Raw genomic sequence first — 22694 nt, forward strand, 5'->3', positions numbered from 1 at the left:
ATCTTTGTTACAAAAAAAATAGACGAGTATGGATGTTGTTCTAATTGGGTCTGGAAATGTGGCCTCGCATCTGGGAAAGGCTTTGTGTCAAATAAATCATACGGTTAAACAGGTTTACAGCCGTCGCCTTGATAATGCCCGTGAGTTGGCCCGGCAACTGGGAGCAGAGCCAATTGCCGAAATGAATGCGATGCAGCAGACAGCCGATTTATATATTATTTCAGTTAAAGATGATGCCATTGCAGAGGTAATCGGGCAAATGCCGCCTGTTGATGGCTTGGTTGTGCATACGGCCGGAAGTGTTTCCATTAATGCCGTATCGACTTTTGCTAATCATGGCGTTTTTTACCCGTTTCAAAGCTTCATAAAGGGGGCGCAGCTGAGTTTTGATACGATTCCCATTTTGGTGGAAGCTAATACCGAGTCGAATACAGAGCTGCTATTTGAGCTAGGAAAGGTATTAAGCAGTAGTGTGTTAAAGGCAGGTAGCGAGCAGCGGGGCGCCTTGCATATATCAGCAGTTTTTGCCTGTAATTTTGTGAACCACATGTACCGTTTGGGCGAAAAAGTATTAGTAGGTAGTGGATTGCCTTTTGAACTCCTGCATCCATTAATCAAAGAAACGGCCGATAAAGTGTTGCGCATGTCGCCATCAGATGCTCAAACCGGCCCTGCAGTGCGCAACGATCAGCAAATTATACAAAAGCACCTTCACTACCTCAGTGACAATAGGGAGGAGCAGGACATCTATCGTCTTTTATCGGAGAGTATTCTAAAAAACAAAGTTTAGCATGCTTTTAGAGCTGACTGGCCAAAATATCGGCGATGTGTATAGTTTTGATTGGCAGTTTCTTGGCGTTGATATAGCTTTGGATATTTAGCAGGCACGATGCTTCAGTCGAAACAATATAGGAGGCTCCCGTTGATAAGGCATTTTCAACCTTTTGCTCTGTCATGGCGGTGGATATGGGGGCGTACTTCACCATAAATGTACCACCAAAGCCACAGCAATCGGTGCGTTGCGGCATCTCTACCAAGTCGAGGTCTTTAACCTCACTTAACAACTGGCGAGGTTCATTTTTAAGGCCATATTCTCTAAGTGCCGAGCAGGCATCGTGGTAAGTCACTTTATGAGCAAAAACTGAATTGAAATTGGTGGTATCTAGTCTGTTTACCAAAAAATCACACAGCTCAAAGGTGTTGTTTTGCAAACGCACCGCTTGCTCTTTGTCAACCATACTGGCATAATGCGTGCGTATATAAGCAGCACAAGAGGCCGAAGGGGTTATAATGGGCCGGTTGTGAGGGAAATCTTTAATGAATTTTTGAGCCAGGTGCGTAGAGTGTTTAATATCTCCACTATTGAAAAGGGGCTGCCCGCAGCAGGTTTGTTTGGGGTTGTAATTCACCTCACACCCTGCTTTTTCCAATAATTTAATTGTGCTCCATGCTGTATCAGGAAATAGTTGATCAATAAAGCACGGAACGAATAAATCTACTACCATCATTAGTATTTTTGTGGCATCAAAGTTAAACTTACCCGCATAAAAGATGTTAATAAAAAGCAATTTAATAAAAGTCTAAAAAATAATTACGCTGTAATGGTCATACTATCAATACCCTAGGAGGTGTTTGTAATTTTATGTAACTGTACGGGTTCGATTTGCGTTTAAGGCACATGGGTGAAAAAAATAAGCTACAATGAAAAGGTATATAGAACAGCTGATAGAAGATTTGGAAAGCATACAGCTTGAAGCGTTGGAGCGCCTGAAGCGTTTTTTCTGGGTGTCTGAAGGTGATGAGTATGAGTTGGTTCAGGATGAGGAACTTGGAGGGGTAAAGTTGTCTGAATTAATTGGTATTGAGCAATTCTGTTTTCCGAATATTGATTATTTATCCGATTTTGAAGTTACCGAGGTGGTAAAAACAATAACAAAAGTGCTCGAAGCCTATGGTTTAAACCCTATTTTTGAACGCTGTGTTAGTGATCGCATTAAATATGGTCATTTACGCATTGCACTCGAGCAGCAAGTTTTTCCAGTTAAAGATCAGCTGGTTGACCTTGAGATGTGTGATTATCTGCCACAGCATTGTCCTTTTTTTCAGATGTGCTCACTCTTTAATGCACATGAGGTTTGCTGCGTCATAAAGCGAAGAGCTTGAATATGAAGGCCCTGACATCCGCCTGAGGCGCTCAATGCCATTGCGGAGAATACGTTTTTTTAGGTCTGATTAAGCACGCATCAATTTTAGGAACGCCATCTTAATATTAAACCTGCCTCTGATAAGGCTATTTTTTATCTGGTATAAACTTTAACGAAATGGAGTTGACACAGTGGCGGGTATTTTTTTTGGTTAAGCCTTCTCCAATAAAAACATGACCAAGGTGGCCTTTGCAGCGGGCACAAATGATTTCTGTCCGTCGTCCATCGGGGTCGGGCATCCGTTCAACAGCCCCGTCAATTTCATCATCGAAACTAGGCCATCCGCAATGAGCGTCAAATTTATCGCTTGAATGATACAATGGCGCATCGCACTGCTTACAAACATACTGACCTTTAGCCTTGTGGTTGGTATATTCTCCGGTATACGGAAATTCTGTTCCCTTATTGATAATAACCCTTTTTTCCTCTTCGGTTAGGGGGTTAAGCTTAATTTTTGTCGTGTCTTGTCCCATCATACTTTTACTGACTATCATCAGAGCTATTAGAGTAAAAAATAGAGCATTTTTCATACAAACTATTCGTTATAGGGTACCGTAAATTAGTCGATTGGCTTATTAAGTGCTAACAATCAGTGTTGTTACTTAAACTCATTTTAAATAAAGCAAATGTCAGGCAATTTTGTTCAATCAAGCTCCCTCATACCGGTTACGCATGAATTTGTTTGAGTGATGTCTCTAATGTTCAGATAATGTGAAAAGTAAGATAGGGTGAGGCGGTGTTGCAGCAGGTATTGTTAATAGTTTTGATGTTAAATGAAAGTATATAATTAACAGTCCAACAGGGATATACGATTGGCTTTGTTAATTGGGCTGATTTTATATATTTGTCAACCGATAATAATTCTTTACCAAAAATTGAAGCAATGGGATTAAAAATTGTAGTTCTTGCGAAGCAAGTACCTGATACCCGAAATGTAGGCAAAGATGCCATGAAAGCTGATGGGACAGTGAATCGTGCGGCCTTGCCGGCTATCTTCAATCCAGAGGATTTAAATGCCCTCGAGCAAGCCCTCCGATTAAAAGATAACTACCCGGGTACAGAAGTAACCATTTTAACGATGGGACCCGGACGCGCAGCGGATATCATACGCGAAGGTTTATACCGTGGAGCTGATAATGGTTACTTGTTAACAGATAGAGCTTTTGCCGGTTCCGATACACTAGCTACTTCATATGCACTTTCGTGTGCAATTAAGAAAATGAAAGGATGTGACCTGATTATTGCTGGCCGTCAGGCAATTGATGGCGATACTGCTCAGGTGGGTCCCCAGGTAGCCGAAAAGCTGGGCTTACCGCAAGTAACCTATGCCGAGCAAGTTCTGTCGGCCGATAAGAATAAGATTGTCATCAAGCGTCGTTTAGAGCGTGGAGTTGAAACTGTTGAGATGCCTTTGCCGGGTGTTATCACGGTTAATGCCAGTGCCCCCGACTGTCGACCGCGAAACGCCAAGCTGCTGATGAAATTTAAGCATGCACGCACCATCACCGAGCGTCAGAGCGAATCAGAAGACTACATTGATTTAACAGCTGATCGCCCTTACCTGAATATTGAAGAGTGGAGCGTCAACGATATCGAAACAGATGTGAATTGGTTAGGCTTATCAGGCTCACCCACTAAGGTGAAGAAAATTGAGAACGTCGTGTTCCAGGCTAAAGAGGCGAAGCGTCTGACGCCTGCCGATAAGGAGATTGACGAGTTAATGAAAGAGTTAATTGCTAATCACACTATTGGTTAATAAAGCTAATGGCTAATAGCTTTTAGCTAATAGCTTTTGTTTCACCGACCGGTATTGCCGGTAAAAAATCGAAAAAATGAACAACGTATTTGTTATTTGCGAAATAGATGAGGGAAAAGTAGCCGATGTGTCGTTAGAGTTAATGACGAAAGGGCGTTCTCTTGCCAACCAGTTAAATTGTAAGTTGGAGGCCTTAGTGCTGGGCCACAACTTAAAAGGAATTGAAAAAGAACTGTATCCATATGGTGCTGATGTCGTTCACATTGGTGATGACGAGCGCCTGGAACCATATACAACCTTGCCTTTTACAACAATTATCGTAAATCTGTTTGAAAAGGAGAAGCCTCAGGTGGCTCTTTTAGGAGCTTCCACTTTTGGCCGCGATTTAGGCCCGCGTGTTTCTTCTGCTCTATATAGCGGGTTAACTGCCGATTGTACCTCGTTGGAAATTGGCCCCCACGAAGATAAGAAAGCAGGTAAAAGCTACGAAAATCTGTTGTACCAGATTCGTCCTGCTTTTGGAGGGAACATTGTGGCCACCATCATTAACCCCGACTGTCGTCCTCAAATGGCCACCGTCCGCGAAGGGGTGATGAAAAAAGAAATCTATGATGCGACCTATAAAGGAAAGGTCAATAATCTGGAGGTTGATAAAATACTGAAACCCGAAGATTTAGTGGTGAAAGTGATTGAGCGCCACATGGAAAAATCAAAGGTGAACATTAAAAATTCTTCCATCATCGTGGCCGGTGGTTATGGCGTTGGTTCGAAGGAAAACTTTGCCATGCTGCAGGAGCTGGCCGATGTGCTTGGAGGAGAAGTAGGAGCTTCTCGTGCTGCCGTTGATGCCGGTTATGCCGAGCACGATCGACAGATTGGTCAAACAGGTGTAACGGTACGTCCAAAACTATATATCGCCTGTGGTATCTCAGGTCAGATACAGCACACGGCCGGAATGGAAGAATCGTCAATGATCATTGCCATTAACAATGATCCGAATGCACCAATCAATAAGTTAGCCGACTATACCATTACTGGTGATGTGGGTGAGGTGGTGCCAAAATTAATTAAGTTCTATAAGCAGAACACCAAGTAATGGAAAGCTATTGGCTGGCAGCTGATGGCTAACCGCTTAATTAAAACAATTGTTGGATCAGAATTCCGCAAGGAACTCAAAATAAAAAGAAAAATGGCAAATTTTTTCACAGATAACCCGGATTTAAAATTCCACCTGGAGCATCCGTTGATGAAGAAGATTGTGGCACTAAAAGAGCGCAATTTTGCTGATAAAGATAAATTCGATTACGCACCCATGGATTTTGAAGATGCCATGGATAGCTACGAAAAAACATTGGAGATTGTAGGGGAGATATGTGGGGATGTGGTGGCGCCTAATGCCGAAAGTGTCGATCAGGAAGGACCAAAAATCGTGAATAACGAGGTGGTATATGCCCGTGGCACAAAAGAAAACCTGGATGCACTGGTGAAGGCCGGTTTAATGGGCATCACCCTGCCGCGTAAGTACGATGGCTTGAATTTCCCGATTGTGCCATACATTATGGCTGCTGATATTGTATCGCGTGCCGATGCCGGTTTTGTTAACATCTGGGGCTTACAGGACTGTGCTGAAACCATTAATGAGTTTGCTGATGAGGATCAGAAAGAGCGCTTCCTGACCCGTGTTTCAGCCGGTGAAACCATGGCAATGGATTTGACCGAACCAGATGCCGGTTCCGACTTGCAGGCGGTTCAGCTGAAAGCCGAGATGAAAGATGGTCAGTGGGTGTTAAATGGCGTGAAGCGCTTCATCACCAATGGCGATGGACACATTGCTCTTGTTTTGGCCCGCTCTGAAGGCGGTACGCAGGATGGACGTGGATTGTCGATGTTTATCTACGATCGCAACCATCAATCTGTTATCGTTCGCCGATTGGAGAACAAGATGGGTATCAAGGGCTCGCCAACCTGTGAGTTAGTATTTAAAGATGCACCGGCCGAACTGGTTGGTTCGCGTAAAATGGGACTCATCAAATACGTGATGGCCTTAATGAATGGCGCACGTTTAGGTATTGGAGCACAGTCAGTCGGTGTTTGTGAGGCCGCCTATCGCGAAGCTTTGGAATATGCGAAAGAGCGCGAACAGTTTGGTAAGCCAATTATTCAGTTTCCGGCGGTATATGAAATGCTGGCCACCATGAAAGCCAAGCTCGATGCCGGACGCACTATGCTATACGAAACATCGCGTTACGTGGATATCTACAAAACATACATGCACATTTCGGAAGAGCGCAAGCTGGAGCCGGAAGAGCGACAGGAGATGAAACGCTACCAAAAGCTGGCTGATATATTTACACCGATGTTGAAAGGAATGACCAGCGAGTACAGTAACCAGTTGGCCTACGATGCAGTGCAGATTCACGGTGGTTCAGGGTTTATGAAAGATTATCCGGTGGAGCGTATTTACCGCGATGCCCGTATCACGTCTATCTACGAGGGAACCACTCAGTTACAGGTGGTGGCAGCAATTCGTGGGGTAACTACCGGTGGCTATCTGGATCGTATCCGCGAGTTTGAGATGATGGAGCTAAAACCTGAATTACATGGTTTGCGACGTACACTTATTGGCATGACCGATGAATATGAGCGTGCTGTGAAGGCAGTTGTGGCAGTTAAGGATAACGAATACATCGATTACCATGCCCGCCGAATGGTGGAAATGGCTGGTAACATCATTTTTGGTTATTTGCTGTTGCACGATACGCAACGTGATGATAAATTCCGTACTTCCGCCGAAATATTTATTTCGAGAGGTAAAGCGGATAACCATGCAAAAGCTGGTTTTATCTTCAATTCATCTATTGATGATTTAGGTTTCTATAAGCCCGATTTGGCAAATGCCTAATTGAAATCACAATAAAATAAATATAAAACGGCTGTTCCTGGTGGAGCAGCCGTTTTAGGACTAGTCATAATTGTTACTATTTGGCCTCGTTGCCGGCCTTGTAGGGGTGTAGAAGAGTATTTAGCTCCTTTACAATTTCCGGATATTCGCTATATAAATTGTTGGTTTCTCGCGGGTCTGCCTGCAGATTGTACAGCTGTTGAGGGGGCTCCTCCGGGCATTTATCTTCCGGTAAACTCCAGCCACCAGAACCCTTCGCATCAATCAGCTTCCATTCTCCTTTGCGGATGGCAAAAGTTCCATTTACAGAATGATGTACGATTGAGGTTCGCTGCGTTTGAGGACTTGTTTGGCCGGTTAGTGCTCCCAAAAACGAGTAGCTATCGCAGGCTGCTTCTGGAAGTGGCTGTGCAATTATCTCAGCACAGGTAGCCATTAAGTCGGTTGAGCAGATGAGGACATCACTTTTTTGGCCTGCTTTAATGGCTTTGGGCCAGCGGGCTATCATAGGGACACGATGGCCACCTTCCCATACATCCGATTTCATGCCACTATAAGGTCCGTTGGCGCGGTGCTCAAATTGTTCAATATCGGCTGGTTGCCACGAAGCTCCGTTATCGGAAGTGAACACCAATAAGGTGTTGTCGGCGATGCCTGCTTTCTCCAGAGCCGTCATAATCTGGCCAACCACATCGTCGGTCATGGCTACAAAATCGCCATAAACGCCAGCGTCCGAGCGGCCTTTGAACTCCTCACTAGGAAACCATGGTGTGTGGGGCGACGTTAGCGGAAAGTACAAAAAGAAGGGTTGAGAGCGTTCGCTGTTCGTAATAAAATCAATCGCTTTTTGGGTGATTGTTTGCAATACAGTGGTGTGATCAAAATCTTCGGCTACATCGCCACGACGGTACCAGATGCCACGAGCACTTTCATCCTTGAAAAAAGGAACCTGACGCGTGACAGCTGCTGTGGCCTGATCGTTTTCCAGGTAGACATAAGGGGCAATATCCAATGAAGCCGGAATGATGAACGAATAGTCAAAACCTAAATCACATGGGCCACCGCTTACACGAGTCGCATAGTCAACATTCTCGGTGTGGAAGATGTCCCACAGGTTACCACCGTGAAACAGGGGCTGGCTTGTGTCTTTCTTAGCCCAGTTGAGTCCCAGGTGCCATTTGCCCACACACGCTGTTTGGTAATCAGCTGCCTTTAGAAGCCTGGCAACCGTTGGGGTGTTCGTTTCGATCAACGCCGGTTCATGCCCAACTAAAACGCCACTTTTCAAACGGCTTCGAAAGCTGTATTGTCCGGTTAGCGTGCCATAACGGGTGGGTGTGCATACGGCCGAGTTACTGTGCGCATCGGTAAATGTGATGCCCTCTTTGGCCAGTTGATCAAGGTGTGGCGTTGGAATTTTAGAACCGTCGTTTAATGCTTTTACATCGCCATAGCCCATGTCATCGGCCAGAATGTAAATAATATTTGGTGCAACAGTGGTTGTTTTCTCTTGGCAGCCGATAAATACCGGGATACAAACAATGAATAATTTTAATATGCGTAGTTTCATTAAGTCAAATAATAGGATTTAAGTACAAAACTATTAAATGATGTGGTAGACCACGGCATGCTGGTGTTAGAATCAGCCAAATATTGTTTAAAAGCTAATGTTTTGTTAGCGATGATCTGTTTTTCTAATAGTCTGTTAGTTAGTTGGGTGTGCTTTTAATCTATTAAAACGCTATGTTTTTATGGGTGATTATTTAACAAGCCGCTTAAAAACTTCTATTTTTGTGGCTCAAAGAACACTACGTTACTATGGTTAAAGAATTCAAAGCAACGCCTTACAAGCTGGAGTCGGTTAAAACCGGTGCACAGTTTGAGGACGAAGGCTGGACACTGGATGCGCCCAATGAGCATGAATGTAGCTTAGTGCGGGCTATCTACAACAAGAAACAGATTGAAGTAAAAGACGAATCCTACGGTGTATTTCGTTTTGCCGACTGGCTGCCAGTGCATAAAATGCTGGAAGGCTCATCGGCTCCGGTGACTTACAAAAGTGAAGGACTGGCGAAATACCTGGGGTTATCACAGTTATATATCACCTTTAGTGGTTATTGGCCCGAGAAAGGCGCCAATTTCAAAACCTGTTCTTTCAAGGAGACTGAGGCCTACTCGGTAGGAGGTCGATTAAATAATCAGGATGGAACCGTGTTGGTTGTGGCCTCGGCGGGTAATACCGCCCGTGCTTTTGCCCGTGTTTGTTCCGATAATAATATTCCTTTATTGCTTTGTGTGCCTGAGGATAATATCGATGCCATGTGGTTCGATGAGCCAATAAATGACAACGTTAAGCTGGTGGTGACTAAATCGGGAAGTGACTATTTCGACGCCATCCATTTGTCGAATCTGGCTTGTGAGTTGGATGGTTTCGTTGCCGAAGGAGGTGCTAAAAATGTGGCTCGCCGCGATGGTATGGGCACTACAACTTTGTCGGCAGTAACAACCATTGGCCGTATTCCTCAATACTATTTTCAGGCTGTGGGTAGCGGAACTGGGGCCATTGCTGCCTGGGAAGCTAATAAGCGCTTGATTGAAGATGGGCGATTTGGTACTAATTTGATGAAGCTGATGGTATCGCAAAACACCCCGTTTCTGCCCATCCATGATGCCTGGAAGGCTGACTCGCGTAAAATGCTGCCTCTGGATGATGATGTAGCCCGCAAGCAGGTGGAGGCCATTGATGCCAAGGTGCTGTCAAATCGCAAACCGCCTTATGCCATTTTTGGAGGCTTGTACGATGCCATGAAAGAGGCTGGCGGTGATGTACTAACTGCCACTAACGAAGCCGCTCAGGAAGCCGCTCGTATTTTTGAAGAAACAGAAGGGAACGATATTCATCCGGCAGCTGCCGTTGCAACAGCAACCCTAATTCAGGCTGTTAAGGATGGAGTGGTTGATAAGGCTGATTGCATCATGTTAAACATTACAGGTGGTGGCGAGAAACGCTTTAAAAGTGACAAAGACATCGTTTACCTTAAGCCGGTGCACGTGTTCGACATCACACCATCAAAAGATGATGTGAAAAAGGTATTGAATCAATTGTTTAAAAAATAGAATAATGAGTATTGATAAAGCGCTGTTAGCGCGCAGCGGCAATAAGTGTGAGCTATGTGGAAGTGAGGATGGCTTAGGCGTGTATAAAGTACCTCCCGTAGAGGGTGAAGATGTTGCCAATAGCATCATGTGCTGTGAAATATGTCGTTCGCAGATAGAGCAACCTGAAACAATGGATGCGAATCACTGGCGTTGCTTAAATGATAGCATGTGGAGCACCGAGCCTGCTGTACAGGTGATGGCTTACCGCCTACTGAACCGCCTCGAGGCAGACTGGACACAGGATCTGTTGGATATGCTCTACCTCGATGATGAAACACTGAAATGGGCCAAGGCGGAAGATGAAGAATTGAAGTACATCGATAGCAATGGTGTAGAATTAAAAGCGGGCGACTCTGTGGTGTTGATTAAAGATCTGAACGTTAAAGGTGGAGGTTTTACTGCTAAGCGTGGTACCGCCGTTCGAAATATCGGCTTGGCAGCTGACGACCCTGAGCATATCGTAGGTAAGGTAAATGGTCAAACCATTTTTATCCTGACCAAATATGTCAAGAAAAATTAATCAAGGTATTTGATAATTACTCAGGGGGTGACTACTTTAGAACTAAATAGTCACCCCTTGATTGTTAATAAACCAATTGCATGCTTCTGAATATCGCTTTAATCGTCACCTTAGCACTGGTACTGTATTATTTATTTTCACTGGTTAAACTGCCTGGTATACTCGGCTTGATTGTTGCCGGTGTTGTTGTTGGGCCTGGTGTTTTAAATGTGGTGGACCCCGAAGTTGGCAGGTTATTAAAGGAGCTGAAAACAGCTGCTTTGATTGTGATACTCATCCGTGCCGGATTAGGTATTAACCGGCAAACCTTGCATAAAGTAGGGCGACCGGCTATCAATATGAGTTTTATTCCGGGAGTTATTGAAGGGAGCATTGTGATGGCAGCTGCGCATTTCCTGTTCGATTTTAGCTGGGTAGAAGGTGGTATTTTAGGGTTTGTGATAGCCGCGGTTTCGCCGGCCGTGGTGGTGCCTGCCATGCTCGATCTGAAAGAGAAAGGTTTTGGTAAAAAGAAGGAGGTACCAACTTTGGTGCTCGCCGGTGCTTCGGTGGATGATGTATTTGCCATTACAATTTTCAGTGTGTTTATTGGTTTGGCTGCCGGAACATCGATTAATATTGGTCACCTAATATGGAGCGTACCGGCTGGTATTGCCTTGGGAGCTTTATTGGGGCTCGCATTGGGATGGGGACTGGTTTGGTTTTTCAAAAAGTTTCATATCCGCGATACTAAAAAGGTCATCATCTTTATGATTGTGGCTGTTGTTTTTTATGAGCTGACAGAACTGGAGGCTGTGAAGTCGGTTATTCCTTTGGCGGGACTGCTTGGGATTATGGCCATTGGCTTTATTATTCTGGAGCGGTATAGCAAGCTGGCCAAACGGTTGGCTGCAAAGTTTAATAAAGTATGGGTGCTGTCCGAAATATTGCTGTTTGTGTATATCGGAACAGAAGTTCAGATAAACCAGTTGGATACTTCGATTGTGGGACTGGGTATAGGCATCCTTTTGCTGGGTTTAACAGCCCGAAGCATTGGGGTTTGGCTCTCACTCGTTGGCTCGGGCCTAAATCATAAAGAAAAACTGTTTTGCGTGATTGCTTACTGGCCCAAAGCAACAGTGCAGGCGGCTATTGGAGCTGTGCCATTGACCTTGATACAGGAAGGGAAATTGGGTGATGTGCCTATCGAAACTGGTCAGGTGATACTTGCTATGGCCGTGTTAAGTATTGTAACCACTGCACCCGTTGGAGCTATAGGGATTAAATTGTTTGGCCCTAAACTTTTAGGGCAGGAGAGTGAGTGAAATAACGCCCTTATTCAAAAAGAACAAAGGCGTTAAGACTTTTAGCTTTGACTCGCCTTTGCCAGCAGTTGGTCAATTTTGCGAAGAGTTTTTGAATGAATAAGGGATGAAATTTTTTGATCGTCACTAAACCGATGAATACGATTGTAATCCTCACTTAAATACAAATAATTGGAATAAATAGCTCGCTTTTGAGTGGCATGGTTGGTTTGTAAAAAGCCATAATCAAAATCAAATCCATTTATCGAAGCCGCGGCATGATGGTACAAATCGACAAATGTTAATACAAGTTTATCCTTTTGGCAGCTTATGGTTAATTTGTACTTGATCTGACCGTTAAATTGCTTGGCTATATCATTGCACGACTCCGATAAAACCAAAGGCAGTTGTCCTTTTATAATAGCTGTTGCCTTGGAGTTGCTTTTGTAAACCACCTCTCCGTTTGTTGCCTCAATCAAATCAAGCACCAGGTCATCGATGAGCTGGTTCGTGTTTTTATAATTATTGACCAGCAGCTCCTTTTGTATTGCCAAACGCGATTGGGCGTCCATGTTTTTGTTAAAACTCACAAGGGTAAGGATAAATAGTCCATAGGTTACAAAGCGTTTCATAATGCTAATAATTAAGTTAGTAATCTTTTCTTTTTGTGTAATCGCAATTTATGGCGGCTCCATAAAAAGGGTGTTAAGGCTATCTGAAACAAAAATTAACTCTGAGGTATTCTTTAAAACTCCATTTGTTAACCGTCTGTACTTTCTAATTGAATCTTAATAACTTGTTGTTTCAATTATTAAACTCAATAAGTATGCTAAAAGACAATGTTTTAAAGAAGCTCAATGAGCAGATACAACTTGAGCATTATTCGGCTAATTTGTATCTGGCAATGGCCTCGTGGTGCAAGGCCAATGGATTGGATGGGTCGGCGAAATTTCTGTATGCCCACAGTAGTGAAGAGATGATGCACATGCACAAACTTTTCAATTACATAAACGAAACAGGCAGTATGGCTTTAATCAGTGCGATAGATGCGCCTCCAACCGAATATAAAGATTTACGGGAGGTGTTTGAGAAAACGTTCGAGCATGAAAAACTGGTAAGCACCAGGATTAATGAACTGGTGGAATTAACCTTTGGTGAAAAGGATTTTTCGAGCTTTAATTTTTTACAGTGGTATGTAGCCGAGCAGCACGAAGAGGAGGCCTTATTTATGGGAATTCTTGACCGGATGGATGTGATCGGCTTTGATGGACGGGGCCTTTATATGGTTGATAAGGAGATTGGGAAACTGGCAGTGGTGGCTCCCGCGTGAAGAAAAAAAAGCATCCCTGCAACAAAAATGGCAGGGATGCTTTTGGTCATCTCTTAAAATCCTAAGCCAAATTTGGCCCAGTATTGTTCTTCCAGTTCTTTCCAGCGCAGCATTGTTGCACCGGTAAAATCTTTGGTGTAGCGGTTTAATAGCTTCTGGGCTTGTTCTTTTTCTCCAGCTTCGATGAGTTGTTTAACACGAGCTTCCAACTCTTTGGTTTCAGTCAGTCCTTTTCCCTCAAAATAGGCAACTTCACTTAGTAAATCGTCCTTGGTGCTCTGCCATTCCAGCGTTGCCAGTTTATTGGCTTTGCGGTATTGCCAGATAGCTGCATCATCACGGTAGCGCTTTTGTCCGCAGTAGTTAAAGCTTTCGGGAAGTTTAGTGGCGCCGGCGTATATTGGAATACGTGGCGACTGTCCCGGGTTGTCGAAGCTAAACCAGGCTACCCCACCAATCTCATCAGGTAACCAATCGCGCAATTGAATAATTTCTGAATACGAGCACCACGACACGGCAACAGTTCTCTGGAATTCAACTATTTCAGGCTTGAGGGCATTGTACAGGTTACGTTCATTGCGTCCCATCCAAGGGTTAGCTATAGGCGATTTAAGGGTGTCAACGCCAATTTCTTCTTTCTGGTCGTTGTACTTCTTTTTGGTCACCAACAGATGCTGGGTCATATCGTATTTGGTGCCTTCGTAGGTTTCGCGATAAAGGGCCATCACATCCTGTACCGACAGCTTTTTATCTGGTTTTACGGAGAAGGGCAGCTCATCGGCTTCAAAATCCAGCTTAAGTGATGGGGCCAAGGCATTCAGGATAAAATACTCGCGTATTTTGAAGGGTTTTTCGACCCCGCCATACACCTTCCAAAATTTAAAAGGCTCTTTGCCATCCCAGCGGCCCAGTTTTTTAGCAGCCGAAAATACATTTTTAGAAGCCATGAAGTGCTCTTTATCTTTCAGGTTGATTTCGCCTATGCGTGAAATATTGGCCGACACACCCACATGGCCTTCGGGAATACGTTGAGCGGCCCAGATGCCGCCAATCTGATCTGGTCCTTCGCCAACAATCTCCAGTTGCCATACCTCTTTTTTATCCGCTATGGTGAAGCATTCGCCCCAGTCGCCATAGCCATATTCTTCAATCAGTTCACCAATCAATTGAATGGCATCGCGGGCTGTGGAGCAGCGTTCCAAAGCAATTCGCTCCAGTTCTTCAATCAGGAACATGCCGTTTTCGTTCACCAGCTCTTTGGGGCCCACAAAGGTAGTTTCACCAATAGCCAGCTGCTTTTCGTTTAAGCAAGGGTAGGCTGTATTCAAAAAGCTGAAGGTTTCTTTGGCCTGAGGGATTTCACCAGCTACTTTAACGTTTCGCATGTCCCAGGCGGTTTCGGTTTTTAATTTTCCTTTATAGATAACTGTTGTGGTATCATTTTTGAACTGCTGGCCTGGCTCAATGGTCAACCAGGTGCGGTAACGGCCGTCGCAGGTGTGAGAGGTAATCACCGAACCATCGGTGGAGGCGCCTTTACTGACCAATATGCTGGTGCAGGTTTCTCCAAAGTAAGGATCGTTTACCTGGTCATAAATGCTTTGGGCACTCATGCCTATGATGTTAAAGAGTAGTAATAAAGCAGTCAGTTGTTTTTTCATACCTATTTACGATTAACTTGTTTACGGGATGCCAAAATAATAAAACCTGACTATTAATAGACTAACAAACATCATGATAAGCTGTTTATGCATTGAATCAACTAAATATTTACCTTTATATATTGCAACAATCAACAATAAAAGATGAGTAATGAAATATAAATTTATCTTAATAAGTCTGCTGATAGTTAGTTTTAGCAGTTGTTCGCTTATCAAATTTCAACCTAAATTTGGTACTGATTCCTTGCCTAAGCAGGAACTAAATACGCGTTTAGCGGTGCGCTCGTATTATAAAACATTTAGTGGTGAGGTTATTCAGGCGGCCGATTCTATTGCTAACCTAAGCAACGATCCCGATGTAAAAGCTCAGGCCATCAGGTGGAAGGGCGCTGCCACAGCTGCCTGTACACGAACGGCTTTCCAAACAGATGCTGAAATTGCCCTTTTGGATACCTGGCTCTTAGCCCGTCAGATGGAAGCTTACCTGCAGGCCGAAGGGGAAAACGTATTTGGAGAGTTAGCTCCGATTGCTCAGAACTGCGCAGCTAATTTGTGTGATGAGATTGAGTATTTAGCAGAAAGGAGTAACGATGAGGGACACTTTAAACAGTTAAGAACCTTTGTTGAACAGTATCCCATGCCAACGGAAATTACTGATTGGCAGTTTAATAAAATAGATACTCGTCTGAAATTGATTGAGCACCTTGGTATTCCTGATTCTTTATACACCAGCACCATTGGAACAGGAGCAGAGGTAATGAATGATTTTACGGAGCGCATGAGTGTGTACAATGAACAGATTCAATCTCAGCTGGCATGGGAAAAGGAGTTGTTGTTATTGACTTTGGGTAATGATAGCCTGACTGAGCCTTACCTGGCTCGTATTGATTCCCTCTCGCTTATGCTTAATCGTTTAGCCATTGTCGCTCAGGAGTCGCCCGAAATGATGGGTGTGATTGCTGTTCGTTTGCGGGAAGAACTGGCACCTGTTGTTTACGATTTTAACAGCGGTATGCATAGGAGTATTACTGAATTGTCGAAGGAGCGCGAGCATTTGCAAAAGTATCTGAATGAACAGCGCGTGTTGTTGCGCGATGATTTGCAATCTTCCGGGAAAGTGCTGATTGAGGAAACAACCGATAACCTTATTCGTTTTATCCAAAACATATCCTGGCTGATTGTGATTGTGGTAGTAATTTTGGTAGCCGTTATCTTTGGATTGCCATTTACACTGGGCTATTTATTGGCAAAAGCCCGGTTTAAGTCACATCATTCCACTAACAAGCAAGAGTAAGGTTATTGATTATAAATATGAAACGAATGCAGGAATTTTAATTCCAGTTGACTGATTAAGATTTATGTGAGTGTTTCATGTGGGAACTAAAAGTAAAATTTTTGCCATGAAAAAAAATCTATTGCTGCTGATGACTATTGGACTTGCGCTGGTGGCGTGTTCAACAAAAACTGACACCCCTACCTACCCGTTTTATTTGGGAACTTATACTGAAAAGGAAAGTGAAGGAATTTACAAGGGAATATTAAATAGTGATGGTACTTTCGATTCGATTCAGCTGGCTGCCAAAACTACGAACCCGTCCTATTTGTGTTTTGCCAATCAGCAACAACTACTGATTGCCGTTAATGAGGTGAGCATTGATGGAACGGGCACGGTCGAAAGTTATAGGATTGAGGCTGATGGACTCAAAAAAGTATCCAGCTCTAAGTCGGGCGGGGCGCATCCTTGCCACGTAACGGCCAACTCCCATGGAGATGTGTTAATGGCCAACTATTCAGGCGGAAACATTGGATACGTTCAGGCAGATGCCGAGGGGAACTTGAGTCCGCTGCTATCTCTGGCTCAGCATTACGGAAAAGGAGGGAGTGAACGCCAGACCAGACCACATGCTCACTCGACCTGGTTTATAGATGAACAGCAGGCGGTGGCCGTCGATTTGGGGATCGACCAATTGATTTTTTATCGCCTGAATGGTAGCGAGCTTCAAAAATCGGATAGTTTGAAGCTGGCAAACGGTGCCGGTCCGCGACATCTGGCCATGCATCCTGGAAAAGAGCTAATGTATGTGGTAAACGAACTGAACAGTACCGTTACAGTGGTGGCTAAAACTGTTGATGGATGGCAGGTGCGTTCAACGGTTTCTACTCTACCCGCCGGGTATTCAGGTGAAAGCTATTGTGCAGATATCCATGTGACCAACGATGGACGATTTGTTTATGCTTCGAACAGAGGGCATAACTCATTGGCCATCTTTGAGGTGATGGGAGAGCAGCTAGAGCTGGCAGGCCATGAAGACGTAAGAGGCGACTGGCCACGTAATTTCGCCCTCACTGCCGATGATAAATTTGTGGTAGTGGCCAATCAACGTTCCGATAACCTGGTAGCTTTTCAGCGCAACAGGCAGTCTGGCCTGTTGACTCATGTGAGCGATATTAGCGCTGATACGCCAGTTTGTGTCCTGTTTGAATAGGCCGAAGTCTATGGGCTGGGAAAGGGGAGAACGGTGTAATAGTAACCAGGTTTTCCTCTTTGTTTTTTCAATCTTTCATTGACTTATTATCTGTATCTTTGTCGCCCAAAAGAAAGAGGTGATGCAATACGACTGGGGGCAAAACAAGCGATATAACGACTATAGTTCATACATAAAACGAACTTTTGGCGAACGGGTACAGAAAGTATCGGTAAATGCCGGTTTTACCTGTCCGAACAGGGATGGCTCTAAAGGTAAAGGGGGCTGTGCGTTTTGTAATAACAGTACCTTTAATCCATCGTACTGTGGCCCTGAGTTGAGCATTGTTGAACAGATTGAGAAGGGCACGTCCTTCTTTCGGCCAAAATACAAGACACAACGCTATCTGGCCTATTTTCAGGCCTACAGTAATACATACGGAGAAACAGCTTACCTGCTGGAGCAATACCAACAGGCCTTGAATCATCCGCAAGTAACAGGTATTGTGCTGGGAACACGACCCGACTGTATTTCGGATGATTTACTGTTGCACCTAAAAGAGTGGCAAAAGGACTACTACATTGCCATTGAGCTGGGGGCCGAATCAACGTCTGATGCAACTTTGCAGCAAATAAACCGTGGGCACAACTATGCCGAAACTGTTGATGCCGCTCAGCGCATTGCTGCAGTAGGCATACCGGTTGGTCTGCATTTGATTTTAGGATTACCGGGAGAGGATAGGGCGCAGCTTTTGCAGCACGCCAGTGAGGTGAGTCAATTGCCGATTAACTTTCTGAAGTTGCATCAGCTGCAAATTGTTAAAGGCAGTGCTTTTGCCAAACTATACGATGCGTCACCAGATTATTTCAACCTGTATACCGCGGAAGATTTTATTGAGTTAGTGGTTGATTTTTTGGAGCTGATGGACCCACGTATTGTAATGGAGCGGTTCATTAGTCAGGCGCCGCACGATTTGCTGATTGCTCCCAAATGGGGACTGAAAAATTTTGAGTTTGTCACCAAAGTAGAGAAGCGCCTCGCCGAAAGAGATAGTTGGCAAGGGAAAAGATATAACGGATAAGCACAAAAATGAACGGGCATCCCATTTGGAGATGCCCGTTCTGCATTAGAAAGTTAAGCCTCAAATATTATTTTTTCTCATAGATAAACCAGTAGGCTGCTCCCACAAACATGGCGCCGCCAATAATGTTACCAATTGTAACCGGCAGCAGGTTGTCAATCAGGAATGAGGTCCAGCTAACGTCAGCACCATAAAAAATTGCTGTTGGGATAAAAAACATGTTGGCTACGCTGTGCTCAAAGCCCATGGCAACAAAGGCCATAATAGGAAACCAAATGCCTAAAATTTTACCTGATAAATCCTTGGCAGCATAGGCCAGCCACATGGCCAGCGCCACCATCCAGTTACAGGCAATCCCTTTAACGAGTGCCTTTAGAAAGGGTGCCGAAGTTTTGTATTCACCAATGGCTACTGCACTTGAGTGCCATGGGTCGTCGGCGAAAAGGCCGGTATAATAGGCAAAAAGAAATGCAACAATCAGGGATCCAACAAAATTACCAGCGTATACAATGCCCCAGTTTTTCAGGATGGTTTTTGCCTGTGTGTTGCCCGACAGAAGGCCAGGAATGAAATAGGCCGTATTGCCTGTAAACAGGTCGGCTCCCGCTATGGCGCATAAAATGAGTCCCAGTGGGAAGACCGCCCCAAAAAGGAGTTTTTGTATGCCCGGGTTAGAGGCACTTAAGCCTGGAAGTCCGCCCCCGATAACAACCGCCAATAGTCCGCCCATGGCTATGTAACCACCTGCCAGCAGAGCCAGAACAAATGTTTTTGACACGCTTGTGTTAGCTTTCCCTTTGGCCACTTCGTTTACCTGCGCTACAATTTCTTTCGCAGAATAATAGTTCATTTGAATAGATTTAAGCGTTGAATATTAACGTATGGATTAGTTAATGACTACCTCTTTAAAGTACTTGGTCAGGATGTTGTAGGCTGCGTCCAATTGTTCAGGGGTATTGGCTTTAACGCCTTTTAATTGATACTCCCAGCCCAGGTGTTCATATTTGTGAGCACCCAGCTCGTGGTAGGGTTGGATTTCGAGCTTCTCAATATTGGTAAAATCCTTGAAATGTTCTCCCAGTTGGTGCAAATGCTCCGGATTATCGCTGTAGCCAGGTACCAATACGTAACGTAGCCAAACAGGCTTGTTATTTGCACGCAGGTAATCAACAAAAGCCAATGTTTTCTCATTGCTTTTGCCAGTTAAGAGCTGATGCTGCGCGGCATTGATGTGTTTGATATCCAGCAGAACAATGTCAACATACTCCAACACGGCTTTAACGTCCTCATTCAGGATGCCTCCGTTTGTGTCGATGCACACATGAAAACCTTCCTCTTTTAAGGCTTTCACCACTGGCAGCAGTTGCTTGGCCTGTACCAAAGGTTCTCCTCCTGAGAAGGTTAGTCCGCCTTTTTTACCGAAAAAAGGTTTTTGATTTTTTGCCATGCCAACAATCTCATCAACAGATGTTTCTGTTCCACCTTTCAGTTCAATGGTATCGGCATTGGCGCAATACAGGCATTTAAAGTTACACCCCTGTAAAAAGACAACCAGGCGGATGCCCGGGCCGTCATATGTGCCTAATGATTCAAATGAATGTACTCGTAACATAGTTTTCAAAGTTAAGAGCCAGAAGGCAGAAGGCAGAAGAAAGTTATCCTTCTTCTGCCCAATTACTTCAGCCTGTATTTGTGTTTTTACATATTACTGTGGAAACTGCGTGAGATAACCTCCAGCTGCTGCTCACGGGTCAGGCGAACAAAGTTCACGGCGTAACCCGATACGCGAATGGTTAACTGTGGGTATTCTCCCGGATTCTCCATGGCATCTTCTAAAAGTTCACGGTTCAGAACGTTTACGTTCAGGTGGTGAGCTTCTTTTGAGAAGTAGGCATCCATCATGGTTACCAGGTTCTCTCTGCGTGTTTCAGCATCGGCACCCAATGATTTTGGAATGATGCTGAATGTGTTTGAAATACCATCCAAGGCATTTTTATAGTCTAGTTTAGCTACCGAATTTAATGAAGCAATGGCACCGTTTTTATCACGTCCGTGCATTGGGTTCGCTCCTGGTGCGAATGGTACGCCATGTGCACGTCCGTCAGGTGTAGCCCCTGTTTTTAACCCATAAACAACATTCGAAGTAATGGTTAAGATAGACATGGTTGGCTCTGCATTCTTATAGGTAGCCAATCCGCATAGCAAATGGTTGAAATGGTTTGAGATGTCTACCGCTAAGTTATCTACCCGATCATCATCGTTACCATAACAAGGGAACTCCCCTTCAATTTTAAAATCGGTTGACAGACCTTCTTCGTTACGTACAACGGTAACCTTGGCATGCTTGATAGCAGATAATGAGTCAGCCACAATTGATAAACCAGCCATACCATAAGCCAGGTTCACTTTTGGGTTGGTATCTACAAAAGCCATTTGGGCTTTTTCGTAGTAGTACTTATCGTGCATGTAGTGGATGATGTTCATCGACTCGTTGTACACGCGTGCTACGTCTTTCATTGCTAATTTGTAGTTGGCCATCACTTCATCAAAGTCAAGCACATCGCTTTTCAATGCAGGAATGCCTTCTACAATGGTTTTTCCACTCATCTCGCAACGGCCACCGTTAATGGCTAACAGCAAGGTTTTAGCCAGGTTGGTGCGGGCTCCGAAAAACTGAATGTGTTTTCCAATTTCCTGGAAAGATACACAGCAGGCAATACCGTAGTCGTCCGACTTACGTGTTTCAGTCATCAAATCATCATTTTCGTATTGAATTGATGATGTATCGATCGACACTTGCGCACAGAAAGCCTTAAAGCTTTCAGGCAGGCTTTGCGACCATAGAACCGTCATGTTTGGTTCTGGCGAAGGACCTAAGTTATAGAGCGTTTGTAAGAAGCGGAATGAGGTTTTTGTAATTTTATGACGACCATCCATTAAGCGTCCGCCAATTGCCTCAGTTACCCAAGTGGGGTCACCGGCAAAAATTTCGTTATACGCGTTCATCCTTAAATGACGTACAACACGCAGTTTCATTACAAACTGGTCGATAAATTCCTGAGCTAACTCTTCGGTGATGTTGCCATTGGCCAAGTCATACTCCATGTAAATATCCAGGAAGGATGAAACGTTACCCAGTGACATGGCAGCGCCATCTTGCTCTTTTACCGCAGAAAGGTAGGCCATGTAAACCCACTGTACAGCTTCTTGTGCCGATTCAGCCGGACGCGAGAGGTCTAAACCGTACTTATTACCCAGTTCTTTAATTTGCTGTAAAGCCTTAATTTGCTCTGCTACTTCTTCGCGCAAGCGAATTTTTTCATCGCTCATTGGACCTACTAAACCAGCTAAGTCGGCTTTTTTGGCAGCTACCAGGCGATCAATACCATATAAGGCCAAGCGGCGGTAGTCACCAATAATGCGTCCACGTGCATAATTATCGGGTAAACCAGTTAAGAAACCTAAAGAGCGGTACTTACGAATTTCATCAGTGTAAACATCAAATACGCCATCATTATGAGTTTTGGCATAATTACGGAAGATGTCTTTAACACGGTCCGATACTTCCAGGCCTTGCTCTGAACATGCTTTTTCTACAACGGCAATACCACCGTATGGTTTCATCGCACGTTTCAAAAGCTCATCGGTTTGTAAACCAACAATTAGTTCAAGGTCTTTTTGAATGTATCCGGCCTCATGAGAAACAATTGTAGATACGGTTTCGGTATCAATCCCACGAACGCCGTTGTTTGCTCTTTCTTCCTGAATGGCTTCCAAACAAATGTCCCAAAGTTTTTTTGTTCTCTCGGTTGGGCCGCATAGGAAGGAAGCATCTCCTTCATAAGGGGTGATGTTTTTCTGAACAAAATCTCTAACGTTTACTCGTTCGTTCCATTCTCCTTTTACAAACGCTTCATTAATTTTACTCATAATTTACCTGTTAACCTGTACGTATTATTATTTGTGCGTTAATTCATCATTGAGACGACAAAGAAACGTTCTTTTAATTAACTGTGCAATCCTCATTATTAGGGATAAAGGAGAGTTTTTGGTCTTAATTTAGAGGAAGTACAATGGGTTTGTATTAGAATATGAACATGCAATATTCGAATAAAATTTGTAATGTGCAGATTACAAACAAGATTCAAGATTGTAATTTTTAAGAAGCAAAATGTTTAGTTTTCAAAATTGTCTCAGACTTGTTTCCGGAGAAAAAAAGAGTAGCTGAAAGATTTATATCTTTTTAACATTTAAACAGGTAAAACCTTACTTAAATGGATGGGGTTATTGTGTAGTTGTAGAAAAAAATAAGGTTTGATTATGTTTTTAATAG

At 44.0% G+C, this 22694-nt stretch carries 20 protein-coding genes; 12 read left to right on the top strand and 8 right to left on the bottom strand.

What is annotated here, in order from left to right:
- The first annotated feature begins 28 nt into the window (after positions 1 to 28).
- On the top strand, positions 29 to 790 hold the full coding sequence (locus ACSX1H_RS10045; protein ID WP_439183735.1) for a Rossmann-like and DUF2520 domain-containing protein: 762 nt from the start codon (positions 29 to 31) through the stop codon (positions 788 to 790).
- 7 nt (positions 791 to 797) lie between these two features.
- Here the strand turns inward: ACSX1H_RS10045 and ACSX1H_RS10050 are convergent, their stop codons facing one another.
- Positions 798 to 1508, bottom strand: a complete 711-nt coding sequence (locus ACSX1H_RS10050) for a (Fe-S)-binding protein (protein WP_439183736.1) — start codon at positions 1506 to 1508, stop codon at positions 798 to 800.
- 193 nt (positions 1509 to 1701) lie between these two features.
- On the opposite strand from ACSX1H_RS10050, the gene ACSX1H_RS10055 reads away from it, so the two are divergent.
- Positions 1702 to 2163: a hypothetical protein gene (locus ACSX1H_RS10055; protein WP_439183737.1), complete on the top strand. Its 462-nt coding sequence runs from the start codon at positions 1702 to 1704 to the stop codon at positions 2161 to 2163.
- A 127-nt stretch (positions 2164 to 2290) separates the two neighbouring features.
- On the opposite strand, the gene ACSX1H_RS10060 is transcribed toward ACSX1H_RS10055, so the two are convergent.
- Positions 2291 to 2734: a methionine-R-sulfoxide reductase gene (locus tag ACSX1H_RS10060; protein ID WP_439183738.1), complete on the bottom strand. Its 444-nt coding sequence runs from the start codon at positions 2732 to 2734 to the stop codon at positions 2291 to 2293.
- Between the two features lie 353 nt (positions 2735 to 3087).
- Here ACSX1H_RS10060 and ACSX1H_RS10065 point away from each other — a divergent pair, with 353 nt between their 5' ends.
- The 3 genes from ACSX1H_RS10065 (at position 3088) to ACSX1H_RS10075 (ending at position 6862) form a co-directional block, all read left to right on the top strand.
- Positions 3088 to 3960, top strand: a complete 873-nt coding sequence (locus ACSX1H_RS10065) for an electron transfer flavoprotein subunit beta/FixA family protein (protein WP_439183739.1) — start codon at positions 3088 to 3090, stop codon at positions 3958 to 3960.
- 76 nt (positions 3961 to 4036) lie between these two features.
- A complete protein-coding gene (locus ACSX1H_RS10070; RefSeq protein WP_439183740.1) occupies positions 4037 to 5056 on the top strand; it encodes an electron transfer flavoprotein subunit alpha/FixB family protein in 1020 nt (339 codons plus the stop codon).
- A gap of 93 nt (positions 5057 to 5149) precedes the next feature.
- On the top strand, positions 5150 to 6862 hold the full coding sequence (locus ACSX1H_RS10075) for an acyl-CoA dehydrogenase family protein (RefSeq protein WP_439183741.1): 1713 nt from the start codon (positions 5150 to 5152) through the stop codon (positions 6860 to 6862).
- Between the two features lie 76 nt (positions 6863 to 6938).
- Here ACSX1H_RS10075 and ACSX1H_RS10080 read toward each other — a convergent pair whose 3' ends face one another.
- On the bottom strand, positions 6939 to 8432 hold the full coding sequence (locus tag ACSX1H_RS10080; RefSeq protein WP_439183742.1) for a sulfatase family protein: 1494 nt from the start codon (positions 8430 to 8432) through the stop codon (positions 6939 to 6941).
- 248 nt (positions 8433 to 8680) lie between these two features.
- On the opposite strand from ACSX1H_RS10080, the gene ACSX1H_RS10085 reads away from it, so the two are divergent.
- The 3 genes from ACSX1H_RS10085 (at position 8681) to ACSX1H_RS10095 (ending at position 11845) form a co-directional block, all read left to right on the top strand.
- Positions 8681 to 9979: a cysteate synthase gene (locus ACSX1H_RS10085; RefSeq protein ID WP_439183743.1), complete on the top strand. Its 1299-nt coding sequence runs from the start codon at positions 8681 to 8683 to the stop codon at positions 9977 to 9979.
- 4 nt (positions 9980 to 9983) lie between these two features.
- Positions 9984 to 10541: a PhnA domain-containing protein gene (locus ACSX1H_RS10090; RefSeq protein ID WP_439183744.1), complete on the top strand. Its 558-nt coding sequence runs from the start codon at positions 9984 to 9986 to the stop codon at positions 10539 to 10541.
- Between the two features lie 80 nt (positions 10542 to 10621).
- The gene (locus ACSX1H_RS10095) at positions 10622 to 11845 is read left to right on the top strand and encodes a cation:proton antiporter domain-containing protein (RefSeq protein ID WP_439183745.1); all 1224 of its coding nucleotides are present in this window, start codon (positions 10622 to 10624) and stop codon (positions 11843 to 11845) included.
- Between the two features lie 41 nt (positions 11846 to 11886).
- On the opposite strand, the gene ACSX1H_RS10100 is transcribed toward ACSX1H_RS10095, so the two are convergent.
- Complete coding sequence (locus ACSX1H_RS10100; protein ID WP_439183746.1) at positions 11887 to 12456, bottom strand: hypothetical protein; 570 nt, start codon at positions 12454 to 12456, stop codon at positions 11887 to 11889.
- A 194-nt stretch (positions 12457 to 12650) separates the two neighbouring features.
- Here ACSX1H_RS10100 and ftnA point away from each other — a divergent pair, with 194 nt between their 5' ends.
- Entirely contained in the window at positions 12651 to 13154 is a 504-nt protein-coding gene (ftnA, locus tag ACSX1H_RS10105; protein ID WP_439183747.1) for a non-heme ferritin, read from the top strand.
- Positions 13155 to 13207: 53 nt separating this feature from the next.
- Here the strand turns inward: ftnA and ACSX1H_RS10110 are convergent, their stop codons facing one another.
- A complete protein-coding gene (locus ACSX1H_RS10110) occupies positions 13208 to 14815 on the bottom strand; it encodes a dipeptidase (RefSeq protein ID WP_439183748.1) in 1608 nt (535 codons plus the stop codon).
- Between the two features lie 151 nt (positions 14816 to 14966).
- Here ACSX1H_RS10110 and ACSX1H_RS10115 point away from each other — a divergent pair, with 151 nt between their 5' ends.
- The 3 genes from ACSX1H_RS10115 (at position 14967) to mnmL (ending at position 18361) form a co-directional block, all read left to right on the top strand.
- Entirely contained in the window at positions 14967 to 16109 is a 1143-nt protein-coding gene (locus tag ACSX1H_RS10115) for a hypothetical protein (protein ID WP_439183749.1), read from the top strand.
- Positions 16110 to 16215: 106 nt separating this feature from the next.
- Entirely contained in the window at positions 16216 to 17301 is a 1086-nt protein-coding gene (locus tag ACSX1H_RS10120) for a lactonase family protein (protein WP_439183750.1), read from the top strand.
- Positions 17302 to 17422: 121 nt separating this feature from the next.
- On the top strand, positions 17423 to 18361 hold the full coding sequence (mnmL, locus tag ACSX1H_RS10125) for a tRNA modification radical SAM protein MnmL/YtqA (protein ID WP_439183751.1): 939 nt from the start codon (positions 17423 to 17425) through the stop codon (positions 18359 to 18361).
- 67 nt (positions 18362 to 18428) lie between these two features.
- Here the strand turns inward: mnmL and ACSX1H_RS10130 are convergent, their stop codons facing one another.
- The 3 genes from ACSX1H_RS10130 to pflB form a co-directional block, all read right to left on the bottom strand.
- Complete coding sequence (locus ACSX1H_RS10130) at positions 18429 to 19211, bottom strand: formate/nitrite transporter family protein (protein WP_439183752.1); 783 nt, start codon at positions 19209 to 19211, stop codon at positions 18429 to 18431.
- 36 nt (positions 19212 to 19247) lie between these two features.
- Complete coding sequence (pflA, locus tag ACSX1H_RS10135) at positions 19248 to 19973, bottom strand: pyruvate formate-lyase-activating protein (protein WP_439183753.1); 726 nt, start codon at positions 19971 to 19973, stop codon at positions 19248 to 19250.
- An 86-nt stretch (positions 19974 to 20059) separates the two neighbouring features.
- Positions 20060 to 22291 carry a formate C-acetyltransferase gene (gene pflB, locus ACSX1H_RS10140; RefSeq protein WP_439183754.1) on the bottom strand — a complete coding sequence of 744 codons (2232 nt, stop codon included), beginning with the start codon at positions 22289 to 22291 and terminating at the stop codon, positions 20060 to 20062.
- Positions 22292 to 22694: the final 403 nt, after the last annotated feature.

It is taken from the genome of Carboxylicivirga taeanensis (genome assembly GCF_051851475.1).
Lineage (GTDB): Bacteria > Bacteroidota > Bacteroidia > Bacteroidales > Marinilabiliaceae > Carboxylicivirga > Carboxylicivirga taeanensis.